At 48.8% G+C, this 496-nt stretch carries 1 pseudogene; it reads left to right on the top strand.

Features of this window, described 5'->3' with window-relative positions:
• Nucleotides 1–103: 103 nt before the first annotated feature.
• Nucleotides 104–496, top strand: a pseudogene (locus D3D01_RS22710) (hypothetical protein); the annotation flags it as partial.

Consider the following 496-nt stretch of genomic DNA (forward strand, 5'->3'; position numbering starts at 1 on the left):
TATCCCATGGGGACATAAACTGGAAACACAGCAAGATTACGACGCATTCGAGACAATTCTTGAAGCCTCGAAGGCCCAAGCAACTCGTCCTTTGCGACCGGTAGTGTACACATCGACGGGAAAAATCGCTCGCGGTGAGAACCGGACTGAATTGGTTCAGCTACTCAACAACGAGGATATTGGAGAGTGTTTCCTTCTGTTTGAAGATCTTGATAAGCACGATACCACAGAGTCCGAATACAAACATATCATCGACTTCGTATATGATCTCTCGTCTGCGGGTATTGATCCGTACTTCTACTACGGTGACTTCTTCGCAAACCTTCTTCACGACTTCGGCCTCCAGGGGGCGGCCTATGGGACAATCCATGGAGAGCAGTACCGAGAGTCCGTCAAGCCAAAGACAAGTAGCGGTATGTCGTCACGATATTACCTCGATAAAGCCAAAGACTTCCTCCAGATTCAGGCTGTAGTGGACATCATGACACGGGCAGAT

The sequence above is a fragment of the Haloarcula sp. Atlit-7R genome, from assembly GCF_003666065.1.
Classification (GTDB): Archaea; Halobacteriota; Halobacteria; order Halobacteriales; family Haloarculaceae; genus Haloarcula; species Haloarcula taiwanensis.